Raw genomic sequence first — 14745 nt, 5'->3', positions numbered from 1 at the left:
CGCCGCCGCCGGCATCCGCAAGCAAGGAGGACGCTGCAAAAATGGACCCTGAAAACGCCGGACGGCCCGCGTTCGTGAGGAGTCCGGCTCACGGCTTCAAGCGTTGTCCGCCGCGTTCTGCTGGTCCGTCCGGTCGACATACACCTTGCGCACGCGCGGCGAAGTGCCGAAATCGATCGACACCTTCGACACATTGATGCGTTTGTCGCCACCTTCTTTCGCTTCTTCGGCCAGTTTGTCGAACGGGTGGTTATCGTCGGAGAGCACGACTTTCGAGTTCGCAAAGGCGTCGAGAATACCTTCCGTCGTTTTCAGCCGTTCGAGATCGCCGATCAGGCTCGTATCCGGATCGATGCCGGGAGCACGTGGCGCATTCAGCTTGTCGAGCAGGGCCTGGCGTTTCTCCGCGAGTACGCCGGTGAGGTCGACCGTGGCGGTATCCATCGACACGTTGCCCGTGACCGGCACCTTACGGCCGTCGACCACGATGTGTCCGTTGACGACGTTCCGGCCGTCGTCATCCCGCGAGCTTCCGAGCCCGCGCGCCACGCCGTCCGTATAGCCGCCCGGTATCGTGCCGCCTTCGTCGCCCTCGCGCGCGTCATACACGAGGCCGTAACCGATGCGGTCGCCTTCGTCGAGGTCACGCACTTCGTTGATGCGGCTTTCTACCGTGGCGGGCTGCGTGTAGCGGCCTTTCTGATCGTCGAACAGATGCTGGCCGTGAATCGCGCCGCCAACGCGCACCATGTCGTACTGGTAGTTCTTGACGTGCAGCGCCGACGATGCCGCCAACGATGCGCGCACGCCCGGATACTCGGTGCGGATGGCTTCGAACGCCTCGCGCTGCAGTTCCATCGACTCGCTCGGGCGCCGCTCGCCCGTGGCTTCGTCGAGCGTGGCTTCGCTGGCCGTGGCGAGGTGGCTCATCAGGTATTTGACGTCGATGTTGGCCAGCGCGTCGCTGCCGAACGCGACCTTCGAACGGTCGCGCGGCGCGATGCCCTGGCGCGACATGCCGGTGTCGAACTGCAGAATCGCGGGCAGCTTCTTGCCGAGTTGCGCGCCGAGCTCGTTCCACTCCTTCACCTGCGCCAGCGTATTGAGGACCGGCGTAATGTTGTGTTCGACATACTGATGCGCGGTGTCGCGCTGCGGGCCGCCAAGCACGAACACCGTCGTCTCCGGCTTAACGCCGCCATTGACGTTGCGCATATCGATCGCTTCCTGGAGCGTTGCGACGAAGAACTTGTCGCAGCCTTCCTTTTCCAGGGCCTGTGCGACCTTGACCGCACCCATGCCGTAGGCGTCGGCCTTAACGACGGTAGACAGTTCGGTATCCTTGCCAACGATATCGCGGATAGCCCGGAAATTTTCACGGAACTTGCCGAGATCGACGGTCACCGTAACGGTCGCTCGCGCGTCGGCATCTTTTACGTCCTTGATCGCTGTCCTGACGGCAACCTCAATCTTACTCAACCCACTCATTTGGTCGGCGAAGAGCGGCGCGGCTTTGGCCATCTTGCCTGTGGCGTTCACGGGCGAGAGCCCGCGCACTTCAGTGCGATTTTTTCTGATCGATGCGTCGGCATCGGGCGAGCCCTGGCCCGGTGCCTGCCCGAGACCGCCGAGCAGCGCGCTCGGCTTGCCGCGGCCGCGCGGTTGCGCGTCGGCGGGTGCCGGTGCCGTGCTGGGCCCCCCGACCTCGTTCGATTGCTGGCCGGGCACGCCAGACGTGGGCAATGGAGTACCGCTGCGATTTATGCTGGTCATGACTGTATTCCCGTGTGAAAAAACGGTTGCGAAGGCCGACACGAACGGCAATGCCGTTCGCGGGCAATGGAAATGTCCGCGATGTCATCGCAATGACATACGTTCCATTGTTGGCCGTCGTTTTTCCGCTCGTTTCGCGCGGGGCGAAGTTATGACCGGGCGTCCGAATGCGGGCCGCCGTTTTGGCGTTACTGATTCGCCTGCGTGTGCTTCGCGGTTTTTTGCATGACGCGGCGCGTCACGAGTTCGCCGAGCGCCACATCGGCGAGACCGATGCCGAGCGATTTGAACACGGTGATGTCGCTATCGACGCAATGATTGATGCTGCCCGCCGCGAGCGCGTTGCCCAGTTCCACGACGCTGTTCCAGTCGACGATGCCCGGCGCCGCCATCAGCAGATCGCCGGCTTCCTCCTTCGCCTGCTCCAGCGATTCGACGACGAGGAGCCCCGCGCGCGTGAGCGTTGTATCGTCGATTTCACGCGCGGCCGGCTTGCTCGAACCGATTGCCGCGACGAACGTGCCGGCCTTGACGAGCGCGCCGTCGAACAGCGGCACGGGGCTGCGCGTCGCGGTGACGATGACGTCGGCGGCCTTCACCGCGCTCTGCGCTTCGGACGCTTCGAAACGCACGCGCGGAAACAGCGCCTGCATTTGCGCGCACGCCTCGGCCACGCCCTCGATTCCGACGATGAACACCCGCTCGATGTTGGAGCCCTCGACAAGCGCACGAATGTGCGCCTTCGCCTGGATGCCCGTGCCGAACACGGTCAGCACCTTCGCATCGGAACGGCCGAACGTGTCGAATGCGATGCGCGTCACGGCAGCCGTGCGATATTCGGTGAGCGCGCCGCCGTGAATAATCGAGAGCAGCCGACCATCGTGCGTCGAGAAGAGCGGAATCACGAAATCGAAAATGCCCTTGTGCGTCGAATAAACCTTCGCGCCGCAAACGCCGGCGCCGGGCAGGATCGCGCCCATCGTGCTCAGCGAAATGCCCTCGCCGAGCGTGCGCACGCGCGGCTGGATTTTCGCGTGGCGGGCGCCGTGCTCGGCCAGCGCCTCGCGCAGCGTGGCGATCGCATCGCTCATCGTGATGAGTTCGTGGACCTGCTCGTCGGTGATGATGTGCATGTTTTTCCTCTTGTTCAAATAGGCGAGTACAAAGCGTCGCAGAGCAGGACGCGCCGGGTGGCGGCCTGCTCTGCGGTGGGGCAACGGCATGATCCGGAACAGCGTGGATCAGCCACGCGCTCGCGCCACGCTCAGTAGCGATAGAAAGCGGCCTGCAGCGCGCTGCGCTCATGCGGATGGCTCGACATCGCGAGCATCAGCAGAATGCGCGCCTTTTGAGGCGCCTGATCGTCGACGACGAGCCAGTCGTAGTCGTCGTCGGGCTGCGCGCCGTTGCGGATCACGACACCGTTACCGGTTCGCGACGCGCGCACGACATGCAAGCCGTCGCGCGTCGCGGCGCGCAACGGCGCCACGATGCGCTCGGCCACGTTGCCGTTGCCGGTGCCCGCGAAGATGAGACCGCGCGCGTCCGACGCGACGCTGCCGACGACGTCCTCGTCGAGCGCGCCGTATGCATAGACGATATCGACTTTCGGCAGCGCATGAAGCTCATCGATCGACCACTCGGTCTTCATCGTGTGATCGCGCGACGGCGCGCGGTAATAGCGCGGCTGACCCTCGACGACATAACCGAGCGCGCCGTACGGCGAGCGAAACGCCTCCAGTTTGAAGCTGTTCGTCTTCATGACGTCGCGCGCGGTATGAATCTCCTCGTTCGCAACGACGAGCGTACCCTTGCCGCGCGAGTCGGGATGAATGGCCACCGAAATCGCATCGTAAAGATTGAGCGACGCATCGGAACTCATCGCCGACGGCGGACGCATCGAGCCAACCACGACGACGGGCTTCGGGCTCTTCAACGTCAGATGCAGAAAATACGCGGTCTCTTCGATCGTGTCGGTGCCGTGCGTGAGAATCACGCCGTCGACGCTGTCGTCTTTCAGCACCTCCGATACGCGCTTGCCGATCTTGAGCAAATGCCCGTTGTCGAAATTCTCGGAGCCGATTTGCAGCAGTTGCTCGGTGCGCAGATTCGCGAGCGGCGCGGTTTCCGGAATAGCGGCCAGAATTTCGTCGATCGTGAGAACCGAGCACTCGTAAGCGGACGTATTGGCGGCGCTTTCGCCGCGGCCGGCAATGGTGCCTCCGGTGCCGATAACTACGATGTTGGGCTTGTCTCTCATGAGAAGTCGTTGCGCTTTCGTTGCGCTTCGTTCCTATGTATCGATTCGCTGCGTTTTACTGTGATGTCACGGATGCCGAACACCGCTCATTGAAGTGCGAACGCATTTGACGGCACCGGATCGGCGCGGTTTTCGAGGCAGCTTGTCAGCAGCACCGCCGATCCCGCCGCCAGCGTGAAGCCGAGCGCGCCGTGGCCGACGTTGAGCCACAAGTTGCGATACGGCGTGGCGCCGATGATCGGCGTGCCGCGCGGCGTGGCGGGGCGCAGGCCCGTCCATTCGCTGACTTCGCCCCGATCGGCGACGACCTTCGGCAAGAACGCGGCCGTCTCCGCGCGCAGCGCGGCAAGGCGCGCCGGATCGGGCCGGCGCGAATAGCCTTCGATGTCGGCCATGCCGGCCACGCGCAGCCTGTTGCCGAGACGCGCATAAACGACCTTGCGCGCGAAGTCGGTGACACTGACGCGCGGCGCGGCGGACGGCTCATCGAGGTGATACGTCAGGCTGTAGCCCTTGAGCGGGTACACGGGCACGTCGATGCCGAGCGGCTTCAAAAGACGCGCGGCGCCCGTGCCCATCGCGACGACGATGTTCTGCGCCTGCAGCGTGGTGCCGTTGCTGCGCACTTCGATATGGCCCCTCGGCGAGCGGCGCAGCGCGTCGATCGGCGTATGGAGCGCGAACTCGACGCCGCGCGCGCGCAGGATCTCGGCGAGTCCCTGGCAGAAGCGGTGGCAGTCGGCCGTGTCTTCGCTGCTCGTGTAGATGCCGCCCGCGAGCTCCTTGTGCATGTCCGCGAGCGCGGGTTCGAGCGCCACGCATTCGTCGGCGCTCAGGGCGCTTTGCTCGCAACCGAGCGAGCGCTGGAATTCGAGCAGATCGACGGCGCTTTGCATTGCGTGTGCATCGCGATGCAGGACGAGCTTGCCAGATTGCTGGAAATCGAAATCGAGTTGCGGCTCGTCGCGCAGCATTTGGTGTATCAACGTGCGGCTCGCGAACGACAGCGAAAGCAATTGCCGTGTCGTGATCTCGCTGCGCTTGCGCGAGCACGCGAGCGCGAATTGAAGGCACCAGCGCCATTGCGCGGGGCTCATCGACGGCCGTAAACGCACGGGCGAGTCCTTGCGCGTGAGCCAGAGCGGCAGCTTGGATAGCACGCCGGGGCCCGCGAGCGGGGCCACGTAGCTATACGACAATTGGCCCGCATTGCCGAAACTGGTTTCGGCGGCGACATCGCCGTGACGGTCCACGATGACGACCTGATGCCCGGCGCGGTTCAAATAATAAGCGCTCGTGAGGCCGATTACCCCCGCACCCAATACCATGATCTGCATTTCGCCTTCCGTTGTCGTTTTTTGGCGCGGTTCGCAATACCTGTAAGCTGCAATGCGCAAATTTAAACGCGTTTATACCCGGCGCACCCGGCGTCCAAGTGCGATTAACCACGGTTAAGCGCCGCGCGACGTTGTTTTTTCGTTAAGCGAATGTACGGTCAAACGGTGCGCGCGGCATTGCACCGATCAGTAAAAAAATAGAAGAAAAGCGACAGCGGGCAGGGGAGGGAGCGGGCGCTTCGAAACGTCTAGTCGCCGGCGGCGCCCTGATGCGATGCGCGCAGCTTGCCGGGCGTCACGCCATAGGCCTCCCGGAACACGCGGATGAAATGCGCGGAGTCGGCGAAGCCGCAATCGTAGGCGATGTCGGTGACCTTGCTTGATGTATTGAGCAGCATCCAGCGCGCGTAACGCAGGCGCATGCCGCGATAGAACTCGTTCGGCGACACCTTCATTTCGGTCATGAACGCGCGTTCGAGCTGGCGCACACTCGTGCCGACCATCTTCGCGATGACCGCGATATTGAGCGGCGCTTCGAGATTCTCTTCCATCAGCAGGGCCGCGTGGCGCACCGTGGCGTCATCGACGGACAGATAGCCCAGTGCGCGGCGGCGCTCGACGAGCGACGAGCCCGCGCGGCGGCTGACCGTCATTTGATGGATCACTTTCGACGCGCGATCGGGGCCGCAATGCAGATTGACGAGCCGCGCCGCAAGCTCGATCACGGAGATGCCACCCGCGCACGTGATGCGTTCGCCGTCGATAAAATAATCGGCGTGCGTGACGACGCGCAGGCCCGGAAACATGTTGCGGTAGTCGTCGAAATGAAAGCTGTGCACGCACGCAACGTGGTCTTCCATGAGGCCCGCGCGCGCGAGCACAAAGCTGCCCGTGCAGATGCCGACGAGCGGCACGCCCGCCTGCGCCGCCTCGCGCAGATAGTCCCAATAGCGCTTTTCGACCTGATCGAGATGCGCCAGCAATCCGCCGATCACGACGATGTAATCGAACTGCCGCACATCGGGAAAGCCCGATTGCGCGGGCACCGCGATGCCGCAACTCGATTCGACGGTGCTGTTCGGCGCGCCGATCGTGGTCCATACGCAGCGAAGCTGGCGGCTTTGGTCGCCGCGATCGCCGGCATGGCGCAGCGCGTCGCAAAGTCCGCCCAGCGACAGCAGGGGGAAGCGCGGCCATAGCACGATTCCGACGTTCAGTTCGGCGCCGGCGCGCGGTTGCGATGCGTCCGGCGCAGTCGACAACGCGTCGAGCCGATGGACGAGTTCATGGGCCGAAGCCACAGCGGCAATAGGATCGTCGGAGGAGACCATGAGCGGATCGCCAAAAGGAAACGCGCACATTATAGGACTCAGGAGCCGCGGGGAGCGCGTGTCGCATTTCTTCTGTTTTGTGGCAGATCGGTGCAATGCTCGGGTTTTGTGTCCGCATAAATTCGTCACCGGTCACATCGGTAGCGCTGTACGTGGCATTGCCACGAATCCGGGGGGACGGTTCGGCGCCATCGCGGTACATGTTGGGAGACGGGCCGGGGCAAACGCGGATCACGCGTACGGGTGCCCGCGGTGACCGCCTTCTCTATGGTCGGCCATAACTATTGGTGAGGTAGAAAAATGAACAAGAGCGTTACGTTGGGCCGCAGCATGGCGGCCGTCGGTATCGTGGGTGCACTCGTCGCGACGCCGGTTTCGTCGGCTTATGCGGACATCACCGTCAAGATCGGCGAAGTCGCGCCACTGACTGGCCCGGCATCGTATCTCGGCAAGGACACGGAAAATGGTGCGCGCCTCGCGGTAGAAGAGATCAACCAGAACGGTCTCATCGTCGGCGGACAGAAAGTGAAGCTCGTGCTAGAGGCCGAGGATGATGCCGCCGACCCGCGCCAGGCCACCCAGGTCGCGCAAAAGCTCGTCGACGATAAAGTCGTTGCCGTGGTCGGCCACATGAACTCGGGCACGACGATACCGGCCTCGAAGATCTACAACGACGCCGGTATCGTCGAAGTGTCGCCGTCGGCGACGAACCCGGCATACACGCAGCAGGGCTTCAAGGTCGCGTATCGCGTCGTGGCGACGGATGCGCAACAAGGCCCGGCACTCGCCGACTACGCGCTGAAGACGATGAAGGTGAAGAAAGTCGCGATCGTCGACGATGCAACGGCTTACGGCCAAGGTCTCGCCGATCAGTTCGAAAAGCACGCGAAGGTCGACGGCATTGTCGTGCTTTCGCACGATGCGACGAACGACAAGGCCACCGATTTCCGCGCGATTCTGACCAAGATCAAGGGCGAGCAGCCCGACGTCATCATGTACGGCGGTCTCGACGCGACGGGCGGCCCGTTCGCGAAGCAGGCTCGCCAACTCGGTCTTTCGCAGAAGGTACTGGCCGGCGACGGACTGTGCGCCGACGACCTCGCGAAACTCGCGGGCGGCGCGGCCGACGACGTGGTCTGCTCGATCGCGGGCGCTCCGCTCGCGAAGATGCCCAAGGGCCCGGCGTTCACGGAGCGCTACACGAAGCGCTTCGGCTCGCACCCGGTGCTGAACTCGCCGTTCGCGTATGACGCGGTCTACGTCATCGTCGATGCGATGAAGCGCGCGGGCTCGACCGATCCCGACAAGATCCTCGCCGCGATGCCGGCCACGAGCTATCAGGGCGTGCTCGGCCAGACGCAGTTCGATTCGAAGGGCGATCTACTGCACGGCACGATCTCGATCTACAAGTACGTGGGCGGCAAGCAGACGCTGCTCGACTTCGTGAAGAACTAAACGACGCGCGCGCCCGAGCGTTGATCGGTTGCGAAAAGCCGGTGCGCTTGCTTGCCGCCAGCGCACCCGTCAGTCGTTTTTGCCGGCGAGGTTTTTTTAAAACCTTCCGGCATAAGGACTTTATGAGTGGGATATGGATATTTTTATTCAGCAGTTGATCAACGGCCTCGTGCTCGGTAGCGTCTATGCGATCATCGCGCTCGGCTATACGATGGTCTACGGCATCATCGCCATCATTAATTTCGCGCACGCCGACGTGCTGATGATCGGCGCGATGGTCTCGCTGTCCGCCATCGGCGTCTTGCAGAATCACTTCCCGCATCTCGGCAACATACCGACGCTGCTTATTGCGCTCGTCATCGCGTCGGTGGTGTGCGCTGCCGTCGGCTATACGATCGAGCGCGTTGCCTATCGCCCGCTGCGCCGCGCACCTCGTCTCGCGCCGCTGATTACCGCGATCGGCGTATCGATCCTGTTGCAGACGATCGCGATGATCATCTGGGGCCGTAATCCGTTGCCGTTTCCGCAACTGCTGCCCACGGACCCGATGGCCGTCATCGCACCCGGCCCGAACGGCCCCGGCGTCGTCATTTCGATGACGGAAATCGTCATCGTCATCGTCGCGTTCGCGATGATGACCGGCCTGCTGCTGCTCGTGCACAAGACGAAGCTCGGCCGTGCGATGCGCGCGATCGCCGAAAGCCATCAGGTCGCGAGCCTCATGGGCGTGAGCCCGAACTTCGTAATTTCGGCGACGTTCATGATCGGCTCGGGGCTCGCCGCGCTCGGCGGCCTCATGATCGCGTCCGAATACGGCAACGTGCACTTCTATATGGGCTTTATTCCGGGCCTCAAGGCGTTCACGGCAGCGGTGCTCGGCGGTATCGGCAATCTCGGCGGCGCGATGGTCGGCGGCATCGTGCTCGGTCTCATCGAGCAACTCGGCGCGGGCTATATCGGCAGCTTCACGGGCGGCGTGTTCGGCAGCAACTACCAGGACGTGTTCGCATTCATCGTGCTCATTGTCGTGCTGGTGTTCCGTCCGTCGGGACTGCTCGGCGAACGCGTGGCCGAGCGTGCATAGAGTGGCATGAAGGAGACAAAATCAATGACATCAGTTCCACGCATCGAGCCGTCGACCACGCTGACGCCGGGGAAAAACGCCGCGAAGACGCGCGTCATCGGAGCCCTCACCGTGGTGTTCGTGGTGCTCGCACCGTTCGTCGTCGGCGCGGCCGGCGGCAATTACTGGGTGCGCGTGCTCGACTTCGCGATGCTCTATGTGATGCTCGCGCTCGGCCTCAACGTCGTCGTGGGCCTCGCGGGTCTGCTCGACCTTGGCTATATCGCGTTTTACGCGGTCGGCGCGTATACGGCGGCCTTGCTGACTTCGCCGCACCTCGCCAATCAGTTCGAATGGTTCGCGCGTTTATTCCCCGGCGGCATGCACCTGTCGTACTTTTTGATCGTGCCGCTCTCGATGGCGCTCGCCGCGCTGTTCGGCGTGCTGCTCGGCGCCCCGACGCTGCGTCTGCGCGGCGACTATCTCGCGATCGTGACACTCGGTTTCGGTGAAATCGTCCGCATCTTCATGAACAATCTCGACCGGCCGCTCAATATCACGAACGGGCCGCAAGGGATTACCGGCGTCGATCCCGTGCATATCGGCGGCTTCAGCCTCTCGCAGGTGCATACGCTGTTCGGCGTTCGTTTGCCGTCGGTGTATTCGTACTTCTACCTGTTCGTTCTATGCGCGCTGTTCGTCGTCTGGGTCTGCACGCGCTTGCAGCACTCGCGCATCGGTCGCGCATGGGCGGCGATTCGCGAAGACGAAATCGCGGCCAAGGCCATGGGAATCAACACGCGCAACGTGAAGCTGCTCGCCTTCGCGATGGGCGCCTCGTTCGGCGGCCTGTCTGGTGCGATGTTCGGCGGCTTTCAGGAATTCGTGTCGCCCGAATCGTTCACGTTCTGGGAGTCGGTCGTCGTGCTCGCGTGCGTGGTGCTCGGCGGCATGGGCCATATTCCCGGTGTGATTCTCGGCGCGTTCCTGCTCGCCGTGTTTCCCGAGTTTCTGCGCACGACGATGGGACCGTTGCAACACTGGCTGTTCGGCCATCAGATCATCGATACAGAAGTGATCCGTCAATTGCTGTACGGGCTCGCGATGGTGCTGATCATGCTCTATCGCTCGGAAGGGCTGTGGCCCGCGCCGAAGCACGAAGACCGGATCGCGAATCTCGCCAGGCGTGCGAGGCGCGCGGAAGGCCGCGAGAAAAAGACGGTGCGCGCGTAAGTGCGCGAAGCCACCGCAGGAGGAACATTGATGAGCAATAAACCCATTCGCCTGTCCGTCAACGGCGTGAATAAACGCTTCGGCGGCCTGCAGGCGCTCTCGGACGTGCGTCTGCAAATCGAGGAAGGCACGATCTACGGTTTGATCGGCCCGAACGGCGCGGGCAAGACCACGTTCTTCAACGTGATAACCGGGCTCTATACGCCCGATTCGGGCGAGTTCGTGCTCGACGGCGCGCCGTATAAGCCAGCGGCTGTCTATCAGGTCGCGAAGGCCGGCATCGCGCGCACGTTTCAGAACATTCGTCTGTTCGGCGGCATGACCGCGCTCGAAAACGTGATGGTCGGCCGTCATGTGCGCACGAAGCATGGCCTGCTCGGCGCCGTGTTCCAGACGCCTGCCGAGCGCGAGGAAGAGCGCGGCATCAAGGAGCGTGCGCTCGAACTGCTCGAATACGTCGGCATCGCGCAGTACGCCGATTACACGTCGCGCAATCTTTCGTACGGTCACCAGCGGCGCCTCGAAATCGCGCGCGCGCTCGCGACCGATCCGAAACTGCTCGCGCTCGACGAACCCGCCGCGGGCATGAACGCGACGGAAAAAGTCGAATTGACGAGCCTGCTCGACAAGATCCGCGCCGATGGCAAAACGATTCTGCTTATCGAGCACGACGTCAAGCTTGTAATGGGCCTGTGCAACCGCATGACAGTGCTCGACTATGGCAAGGTGATCGCCGAAGGTCTGCCGCAAGACGTGCAGAAAGACCCGAAGGTGATCGAGGCATATCTGGGCGCGGGGGTTCACTGATGGCAACGCCGATGCTGAAAATCAACAGCCTGCAGGTCAATTACGGCGGCATTCAGGCGGTCAAGGGCGTCGACATGGAAGTTCGCGAGGGTGAACTCGTCACGCTGATCGGCGCGAACGGCGCGGGCAAGACCACGACGATGAAGGCCATCACGGGCCTCAAGCCGTATAGCGGCGGTGATATCGAATATCTGGGGCAGTCGATCAAGGGCGCGCCCGCGCACGAACTGCTCAAGCGCGGACTCGCGATGGTGCCGGAGGGTCGCGGTATTTTCGCGCGCATGTCGATCATCGAAAACATGCAGATGGGCGCGTATCTGCGCAACGATAACGACGGCATCAAGCGCGACGTCGAGCGCATGTTCGGTTTTTTCCCGCGTTTGAAGGAGCGCGCGACGCAGCTCGCGGGCACGCTCTCGGGCGGCGAGCAGCAGATGCTGGCGATGGCGCGCGCGATCCTGAGCAAGCCGAAGCTGCTGCTGCTCGACGAGCCGTCGATGGGTCTTTCACCGATCATGGTCGAGAAGATCTTCGAAGTCGTGCGCACGATTTCGCAGGAAGGCATCACCATCCTGCTCGTCGAACAGAATGCGCGGCTCGCCTTGCAGGCGGCCAATCGCGGATACGTGATGGAGTCGGGCGCGGTGGTGATGTCGGGGAACGCGGCCGGCATGCTCGACGATCCCAGTGTGCGGGCCGCCTATCTGGGCGAATAAAGTCGGCGAATAACGACGTAGCCCCCGCATAGCCGGAACGATTGAAAGGAACTTCGGATGCCGCGCCGAATGTTCGCGATGGTGGCGGCGTGTGACAGGGGAACGACGAGAATTCAAAACAGCGTTGCAGACCGTTATCCGGATCGCATTGGAAGCGCATCCGGATAGCCGTCAGCAATCGCAACACACGCCGAAATCCGGAGCTCATTCACACGTCGGCCATTCCGAATGAAGGGGGGGAAGCCATGCCTTCGATCAGTCGTTCCAATTCACCCGCTCCCGCAGCGCCCGCTGAAGGAGTTCAGCAAGCAGCAACCCAGACGCCCGGCGGCACGACGTCGCCGGGTACCGCACGCGCGGCGTCGCGCCCGTCGTCGCAGCGCAGCGAGCATATTCCGTTGACACGCCGTACCGCGCCAGAAAGCGCGGAAGGTACGCAAGACACTGAAGCCGTCGTCACGCGGCGTCCCTCGCTGCGCGCGGCCACGCCGACTCGCGAAGGCGCGAGTGCCGCCGCGTCGCGCTCGTCGTCGCGCGACTCGGCCATGTCCGAGGCCGTTCAGGACGAGCGCGCGGCAATGCTCGACTCCCTCGGCATCGGCGAAGGCGAAATCGAGCAGTTCCAGTCGCTCGCTGCTCGACGGCCCGCGCCGTGCAACCGCACCAGCCTGGGCTGAACTACGTGCGTGGCTTGCAGAGTCTCCACGCAAGGTGCAAGTGGCGTGCAATTGGGTAACGGACTTCAATTTTTTGCTCGACTTGCTCGGTTCGCCTCGGGCCGCTAATCTCGCGTCAACCTATTTTGCTCTACGGCCGCTGATTGATACGACCGTATATGACCGATCTGTCGGCGCTTACTATGACGCCGACCGGCGGCTTCACCATGCTTTGGCTGACGCCCGGGCATATCGCCGCGGATGGTTGGCATGGATGGATGCGCGAAAAGCCGGATCCGGAATAAACATCGAGAAGTGACAACAGGGAACGCCTGTCATGACTACGCAAGCATCCGCACAAGGTGCGAAAAGTTTGTGGAGCGAAAAAGGGATGTAAAGGCGTTCGCTCAACGCGGAGAACGTGGATTGTCATTATCTGGACGCGATTGCGTAGCCTTACATGACAACTTTACGTACGAGCACTAGTGGAGCTGTCGCGTCTGGTTATCGCGAGCAAATTGACATAATATAAATTATCACCCAAACCGATGTCAGGGCTTTTTAGAAATGTCCGGTTCTGGCTCATTAGAAATGTCCGGTTTCCTGGTCCGGGCGGGCTGCGGTGGCGCATGCTGCGACATCCCAGCCCGCCCGGAGCCTGACCATGAACGGACGTGGATTCATCACGATCAGCATGCACGAGCTCGAGCGCGTGAAGATCATCGAGGCGGTCGTCCAGCGCCGCCTGACCATCGTACAGGCGGCTGAACGGCTGCAGCTGTGTGAGCGTCAGGTCAGCCGGCTGGTGCGGCGCTACGAAGCCGCTGGACCGGCCGGGCTCGTTTCGGCGCGGCGTGGGCAGCCCAGCAATCGCGAACTGCCGGTGGAGCTGCGGGCGCGAGCCATGGCGCTGGTGCGCGAACGCTATGCTGATTTTGGGCCAACGCTGGCGTGCGAGAAGCTGGCCGAATGTCATGGCGTGGTGCTGGCGAAGGAAACCGTGCGGCGCTGGATGCGGGATGCCGGGCTATGGATTCCACGCAAACAGCGGCCGCCGAAGCTCCATCAGCCGCGAAACCGGCGCGCGTGTCTGGGCGAACTGGTGCAGATCGACGGCAGCGATCACCGCTGGTTTGAGGAACGCGCGCCGGCGTGCACGCTGCTGGTGTTCATCGATGATGCAACGGGCCGGCTGATGGCGCTGCATTTTACGGCGACCGAATCGACCTTCAGCTACTTCGAGGCGATGCGCGGTTATCTGGAACAGCATGGCAAGCCGGTGGCGCTGTACAGCGACCGCGCGAGCGTGTTTCACTGCAACAGCCATTCCGTGACACCTGGCAAGGGCGTGACGCAGTTTGGCCGGGCGCTGTACGAGCTGAATGTGGATACGTTCTGTGCCAACAGCAGCCAGGCGAAGGGGCGCGTCGAGCGCGCCAATCTGACGTTGCAGGATCGCCTCGTGAAGGAGTTGCGGCTACGCGGCATCAGCACGAAGGAGGCGGCCAATGCTTATGCGCCCCACTTCATCGCTGATTTCAACGGCCGGTTCGGCAAGGTGCCCAGGAGCACATTCGATGCACACCGGCCGCTGCGTGCCGACGACGATCTTGAGCTGATCCTGACGGTTCGTGTACCGCGGCGCGTGTCGAAGGTGTTGACGGTGCAGTACGACCGCGTGATCTACCTGCTGGAAGACACGGTGGCAAACCACCGCCTCATTCACAACTATCTGGACGTGTTCGAGTATCCGGACGGACGCATCGAGATCAGGGTGAATGGCGCTGCCCTGCCCTGTGTGCCGTACGACCGGCTCTCGGAGATCGATCAGGCGGCGGTGGTCGATAACAAGCGGCTGGGACACACACTGCAACTTGCCCAGGTGATCCAGTCGCAGCGTGATGACCGGCGGGCGTCGGGCTCTCCATCGCGGACCAATCAGGGTGAAGCGCCACGGTCGAAGGAGCGCAAGGTGGGCACCCGCAAGCAGCGCGAACTGACCCGGGAGCAGTTGAATGAAGCGATTCTGGGAACTGCCGGAATGCGGGTTGGCTCGGTGCTTAAAAGCCCTCTAACATAGATATTTCTGAACCTCGGAACCGGACATTTCTAAA

13 protein-coding genes are annotated in these 14745 nt (G+C 62.7%); 8 read left to right on the top strand and 5 right to left on the bottom strand.

The annotated features are described in order from the left end of the window. Positions 1 to 96 precede the first annotated feature (96 nt). The 5 genes from alr to CIC12_RS21760 form a co-directional block, all read right to left on the bottom strand. Positions 97 to 1773, bottom strand: a complete 1677-nt coding sequence (gene alr, locus CIC12_RS21780) for an alanine racemase (protein ID WP_168666878.1) — start codon at positions 1771 to 1773, stop codon at positions 97 to 99. Positions 1774 to 1961: 188 nt separating this feature from the next. Further along, positions 1962 to 2906, bottom strand: coding sequence for an ornithine cyclodeaminase family protein (locus CIC12_RS21775; protein WP_168666876.1), 945 nt, complete (start codon positions 2904 to 2906; stop codon positions 1962 to 1964). Between the two features lie 131 nt (positions 2907 to 3037). Then, entirely contained in the window at positions 3038 to 4033 is a 996-nt protein-coding gene (locus tag CIC12_RS21770; RefSeq protein WP_168666874.1) for an asparaginase, read from the bottom strand. An 86-nt stretch (positions 4034 to 4119) separates the two neighbouring features. Then, the gene (locus CIC12_RS21765; protein ID WP_168666872.1) at positions 4120 to 5370 is read right to left on the bottom strand and encodes a D-amino acid dehydrogenase; all 1251 of its coding nucleotides are present in this window, start codon (positions 5368 to 5370) and stop codon (positions 4120 to 4122) included. Positions 5371 to 5618: 248 nt separating this feature from the next. Continuing rightward, on the bottom strand, positions 5619 to 6701 hold the full coding sequence (locus CIC12_RS21760) for a GlxA family transcriptional regulator (protein ID WP_168666870.1): 1083 nt from the start codon (positions 6699 to 6701) through the stop codon (positions 5619 to 5621). 330 nt (positions 6702 to 7031) lie between these two features. Here CIC12_RS21760 and CIC12_RS21755 point away from each other — a divergent pair, with 330 nt between their 5' ends. The 8 genes from CIC12_RS21755 (at position 7032) to CIC12_RS21725 (ending at position 14711) form a co-directional block, all read left to right on the top strand. Next, complete coding sequence (locus CIC12_RS21755) at positions 7032 to 8156, top strand: branched-chain amino acid ABC transporter substrate-binding protein (RefSeq protein ID WP_168666963.1); 1125 nt, start codon at positions 7032 to 7034, stop codon at positions 8154 to 8156. Positions 8157 to 8289: 133 nt separating this feature from the next. After that, entirely contained in the window at positions 8290 to 9240 is a 951-nt protein-coding gene (locus CIC12_RS21750) for a branched-chain amino acid ABC transporter permease (RefSeq protein ID WP_168666868.1), read from the top strand. A gap of 24 nt (positions 9241 to 9264) precedes the next feature. Then, entirely contained in the window at positions 9265 to 10452 is a 1188-nt protein-coding gene (locus CIC12_RS21745) for an ABC transporter permease subunit (protein ID WP_168666866.1), read from the top strand. A 30-nt stretch (positions 10453 to 10482) separates the two neighbouring features. After that, positions 10483 to 11259: an ABC transporter ATP-binding protein gene (locus CIC12_RS21740; RefSeq protein WP_168666864.1), complete on the top strand. Its 777-nt coding sequence runs from the start codon at positions 10483 to 10485 to the stop codon at positions 11257 to 11259. Then, positions 11259 to 11975, top strand: a complete 717-nt coding sequence (locus CIC12_RS21735; protein ID WP_168666862.1) for an ABC transporter ATP-binding protein — start codon at positions 11259 to 11261, stop codon at positions 11973 to 11975. The genes CIC12_RS21740 and CIC12_RS21735 overlap by 1 nt, the downstream gene beginning before the upstream one ends. Positions 11976 to 12220: 245 nt before the next feature. After that, positions 12221 to 12652, top strand: a complete 432-nt coding sequence (locus CIC12_RS21730; protein ID WP_168666860.1) for a hypothetical protein — start codon at positions 12221 to 12223, stop codon at positions 12650 to 12652. A gap of 158 nt (positions 12653 to 12810) precedes the next feature. Beyond that, positions 12811 to 12936 carry a hypothetical protein gene (locus CIC12_RS33685; RefSeq protein ID WP_274597566.1) on the top strand — a complete coding sequence of 42 codons (126 nt, stop codon included), beginning with the start codon at positions 12811 to 12813 and terminating at the stop codon, positions 12934 to 12936. Positions 12937 to 13295: 359 nt separating this feature from the next. After that, positions 13296 to 14711: an ISNCY family transposase gene (locus CIC12_RS21725; RefSeq protein WP_168666856.1), complete on the top strand. Its 1416-nt coding sequence runs from the start codon at positions 13296 to 13298 to the stop codon at positions 14709 to 14711. The last annotated feature ends 34 nt before the right edge of the window (positions 14712 to 14745 follow it).

It is taken from the genome of Paraburkholderia sp. SG-MS1, from assembly GCF_012275575.1.
Taxonomy (GTDB): domain Bacteria; phylum Pseudomonadota; class Gammaproteobacteria; order Burkholderiales; family Burkholderiaceae; genus Paraburkholderia.
This window is presented reverse-complemented; position numbering and strand designations above follow the sequence as displayed.

What these genes read in the sequence shown, in the direction of transcription:
- alr (WP_168666878.1), bottom strand. Translation starts at nt 1,773, where the DNA reads ATGACCAGCATAAATCGCAGCGGTACTCCATTGCCCACGTCTGGCGTG.
- CIC12_RS21775 (WP_168666876.1), bottom strand. Translation starts at nt 2,906, where the DNA reads ATGCACATCATCACCGACGAGCAGGTCCACGAACTCATCACGATGAGC.
- CIC12_RS21770 (WP_168666874.1), bottom strand. Translation starts at nt 4,033, where the DNA reads ATGAGAGACAAGCCCAACATCGTAGTTATCGGCACCGGAGGCACCATT.
- CIC12_RS21765 (WP_168666872.1), bottom strand. Translation starts at nt 5,370, where the DNA reads ATGCAGATCATGGTATTGGGTGCGGGGGTAATCGGCCTCACGAGCGCT.
- CIC12_RS21760 (WP_168666870.1), bottom strand. Translation starts at nt 6,701, where the DNA reads ATGGTCTCCTCCGACGATCCTATTGCCGCTGTGGCTTCGGCCCATGAA.
- CIC12_RS21755 (WP_168666963.1), top strand. Translation starts at nt 7,032, where the DNA reads ATGGCGGCCGTCGGTATCGTGGGTGCACTCGTCGCGACGCCGGTTTCG.
- CIC12_RS21750 (WP_168666868.1), top strand. Translation starts at nt 8,290, where the DNA reads ATGGATATTTTTATTCAGCAGTTGATCAACGGCCTCGTGCTCGGTAGC.
- CIC12_RS21745 (WP_168666866.1), top strand. Translation starts at nt 9,265, where the DNA reads ATGACATCAGTTCCACGCATCGAGCCGTCGACCACGCTGACGCCGGGG.
- CIC12_RS21740 (WP_168666864.1), top strand. Translation starts at nt 10,483, where the DNA reads ATGAGCAATAAACCCATTCGCCTGTCCGTCAACGGCGTGAATAAACGC.
- CIC12_RS21735 (WP_168666862.1), top strand. Translation starts at nt 11,259, where the DNA reads ATGGCAACGCCGATGCTGAAAATCAACAGCCTGCAGGTCAATTACGGC.
- CIC12_RS21730 (WP_168666860.1), top strand. Translation starts at nt 12,221, where the DNA reads ATGCCTTCGATCAGTCGTTCCAATTCACCCGCTCCCGCAGCGCCCGCT.
- CIC12_RS33685 (WP_274597566.1), top strand. Translation starts at nt 12,811, where the DNA reads ATGACCGATCTGTCGGCGCTTACTATGACGCCGACCGGCGGCTTCACC.
- CIC12_RS21725 (WP_168666856.1), top strand. Translation starts at nt 13,296, where the DNA reads ATGAACGGACGTGGATTCATCACGATCAGCATGCACGAGCTCGAGCGC.